This window comes from Parvibaculum sp. (assembly GCF_049672805.1).
Taxonomy (GTDB): domain Bacteria; phylum Pseudomonadota; class Alphaproteobacteria; order Parvibaculales; family Parvibaculaceae; genus Parvibaculum.
On record NZ_JBATWS010000174.1, the window covers coordinates 1 to 3,547 of the forward strand.

4 protein-coding genes are annotated in these 3,547 nt (G+C 59.0%); all 4 read left to right on the forward strand.

Going from position 1 to position 3,547, the window contains the following annotated elements; genetic code table 11:
* Nucleotides 1-419: 419 nt before the first annotated feature.
* The gene (gene rpsL / locus WBF74_RS05670) at nucleotides 420-791 is read left to right on the forward strand and encodes a 30S ribosomal protein S12 (protein WP_424436485.1); all 372 of its coding nucleotides are present in this window, start codon (nucleotides 420-422) and stop codon (nucleotides 789-791) included.
* Between the two features lie 11 nt (nucleotides 792-802).
* Nucleotides 803-1,273, forward strand: coding sequence for a 30S ribosomal protein S7 (gene rpsG, locus WBF74_RS05675; RefSeq protein WP_424436488.1), 471 nt, complete (start codon nucleotides 803-805; stop codon nucleotides 1,271-1,273).
* 30 nt (nucleotides 1,274-1,303) lie between these two features.
* A complete protein-coding gene (fusA, locus tag WBF74_RS05680) occupies nucleotides 1,304-3,379 on the forward strand; it encodes an elongation factor G (protein WP_424436491.1) in 2,076 nt (691 codons plus the stop codon).
* Nucleotides 3,380-3,420: 41 nt separating this feature from the next.
* A partial coding sequence (locus WBF74_RS05685; RefSeq protein ID WP_424436494.1) for a GTP-binding protein occupies nucleotides 3,421-3,547 on the forward strand: 127 nt, incomplete at its 3' end.

Here is a 3,547-nt window from a genome sequence, read left to right on the forward strand (position 1 = left end):
TATAAAGTAAGGGGAAGTGACGGGCGCGCGCCCTGAAAGCACCGCGCGGGCGCGTGCCGCCGCGCGTTAAGCAGCTTTCTCCAGCATTTTCCCTAGAATCTGCGGAGTTTGGCGATTGTAGGGGTTGACGACTCGTGGACCCCCGAGTACGTTCCGCTCACTTTCGCTCCAGGTAGTAGAGGCTTCCCGGACCGCTGGCAGATAAACCCTTGATGGGATTAGCCTTTTGGTCGGATCTAGACACTGGGGCCGGTAAACAGAATACGAGGAATGGCGCATGATTCCGGGCAACCGGAATCCTCTGCAAGCGGATGCAGCCTGCACGGGTTTGTATCTCAAAGCGCGCGCAGCTCTTTCCGGAAGCGTTCCGGGGCAGCGTGGCGTCGTTTTCGTTTGGACAGACAGGATCGAGAAGGCGAATGCCCACCGTCAACCAGCTTATTCGCAAGCCGCGCAAGCCGCTGGCAAAGCGCAACAAAGTACCGGCCATGCAGGCGTGCCCGCAGAAGCGGGGCGTGTGCACGCGCGTCTATACAACGACGCCGAAGAAGCCGAACTCCGCTCTGCGTAAGGTCGCGCGTGTGCGCCTGACCAACCAGTTCGAAGTTTCGAGCTACATCCCGGGCGAAGGTCACAACCTGCAGGAACACTCCGTGGTTCTTATTCGCGGCGGCCGCGTGAAGGACCTTCCGGGTGTTCGCTACCACATCATCCGTGGTGTGCTTGATACGCAGGGCGTGAAAGATCGCCGTCAGCGCCGCTCCAAATACGGCGCGAAGCGTCCGAAGTAAGGGTCAGAGATATGTCCAGACGCCACCGCGCAGAAAAGCGAGAAGTTCTTCCGGACGCCAAGTATGGCGACGTTGTTCTCGCGAAGTTCATGAACAGCCTCATGTATCATGGCAAGAAGTCGGCCGCCGAAAAGATCATTTACGGCGCTTTCGACCAGATGCAGCAGAAGGCCAATGTCGATCCGCTTCGCACTTTCCATGAAGCGCTCGAGAATGTGATGCCGGCTCTCGAAGTTCGCTCGCGCCGCGTTGGTGGTGCGACGTATCAGGTTCCGGTTGAGGTTCGTCCGGACCGCCGCCGCGCGCTCGCCATTCGCTGGATCATTGCTGCCGCTCGCGCGCGCAATGAGACCACGATGATCGGTCGCCTGTCGGGTGAACTCCTCGACGCCGCCAACAATCGCGGTTCCGCCGTCAAGAAGCGTGAAGACACGCATCGCATGGCTGAAGCCAACCGCGCCTTCTCGCACTATCGCTGGTAAAGCGTTCAAGTCCCCTAAAGGCAAACCGTCATGGCACGCACTACTAAGCTCGAAGATTACCGCAATATCGGCATCATGGCTCACATTGATGCTGGTAAGACGACGACGACCGAGCGCATTCTCTACTACACGGGCGTGAACCATAAGATTGGTGAGACGCATGACGGCTCCGCCACGATGGACTGGATGGAGCAGGAGCAGGAGCGTGGCATCACGATCACGTCCGCTGCGACGACCTGTTTCTGGAAGGGCAAGCGTATCAATATCATCGATACGCCCGGCCACGTTGACTTCACCATTGAGGTGGAGCGTTCGCTCCGCGTGCTCGACGGCGCCGTGACCGTGTTTGACTCGGTTGCCGGTGTGGAGCCGCAGTCGGAAACCGTGTGGCGTCAGGCTGACAAGTACGGCGTTCCGCGCATGTGCTTCGTCAACAAGATGGACCGCATGGGCGCGAACTTCTACCGCTGCGTCGATATGATTATCGACCGTCTGGGCGCGACGCCGCTGGTGCTGCAGCTTCCGGTTGGCGCTGAATCGGAGTTCGAGGGTCTCGTCGATCTCATTCAGATGAAGGAATTCATCTGGAAGGACGAGTCTCTTGGTGCCGAGTTTGAGGCCCGGGAAATCCGAGCTGATCTGAAGGACAAGGCTGAAGAGTATCGCTCGAAGCTGGTCGAGACGGCCGTCGAAATGGACGACGCCGCGATGGAAGCCTACCTTGAGGGTAACGAGCCCGACGAGGAGACGCTGAAGAAGCTCATCCGCAAAGGCACGATTGCTCGCAAGTTCGTACCGGTTCTTTGTGGCAGCGCCTTCAAGAACAAGGGCGTGCAGGCGATGCTTGATGCGGTGGTGGATTACCTGCCGTCGCCGGTTGATATCGATAGCGTTGAGGGTATTGACCCGAAGACCGAAGAGAAGATCACGCGCAAGACCTCCGATGATGCGCCGCTCTCGGTTCTCGCGTTCAAGATCATGAACGATCCGTTCGTTGGTTCGCTCACCTTCTGCCGCATCTATTCGGGTGTGCTGGCGACGGGTGCAAGCGTCCTCAATTCGACGAAGGAAAGCCGTGAGCGCGTAGGCCGCATGCTGCAGATGCATGCAAATCACCGCGAAGACATCAAGGAAGCCTATGCCGGCGATATCGTTGCCGTGGCCGGCCTCAAGAATGTTACGACGGGTGACACGCTTTGCGACCCGCTGAAGCCGATCATTCTGGAACGTATGGAGTTCCCGGAGCCGGTTATCGAGGTTGCTGTTGAGCCGAAGACGAAGGCTGACCAGGAGAAGATGGGCCTCGCGCTCAATCGCCTCGCGCAGGAAGATCCGTCCTTCCGCGTGTCGGTGGATAATGAATCCGGCCAGACCGTCATTAAGGGCATGGGCGAACTGCATCTCGACATCATCGTCGATCGCATGCGCCGCGAGTTCAAGGTGGACGCGAATGTGGGTGCGCCGCAGGTGGCCTATCGCGAGACGCTCACGAAGCGCGCGGAAATCGATTACACGCACAAGAAGCAGACGGGCGGTTCGGGCCAGTTCGCACGCGTGAAGCTCGTTTTCGAGCCGGGCGAGCCTGGTTCGGGTTTCGTCTTCGAAAGCAAGATCGTTGGCGGTTCGGTGCCGAAGGAATATGTGCCGGGCGTGCAGAAGGGTGTCGAGAGCGTGAAGGACTCAGGTCCGCTCGCCGGCTTCCCGATGATCGACTTCAAGGCGACGCTGGTCGATGGTGCCTACCATGACGTTGACTCCAGCGTGATGGCCTTCGAAATCGCCGCGCGCGCTGCCTTCCGTGAAGGTGCGCAGCAGGCGGGGGTGAAGCTCCTCGAGCCGATCATGAAGGTCGAGGTTGTGACGCCGGAAGAATATATGGGTGACGTGATCGGTGACCTGAATAGCCGCCGTGGTCAGATCAATGGCACTGAGCAGCGCGGTATCGCGCAGGTGATCCATGCGATGGTGCCGCTCGCCAATATGTTCGGTTATGTGAACACGCTGCGTTCGATGAGCCAGGGCCGCGCCCAGTACACGATGCAGTTCGATCATTACGAGCAGGTACCGCAAGCGGTGTCCGATGAAGTCCGGGCGAAATACGCCTAACGAGTTGAACTAAGTCAGTTCCAGAGGAATGGAGCGCCGAGATGGCCAAAGAGAAGTTTGAGCGGACGAAGCCGCACTGCAACATCGGTACGATTGGACATGTCGACCACGGGAAGACGTCTCTGACGGCGGCGATCACGAAGGTTCTTGCCGAGACGGGCGGTGCGA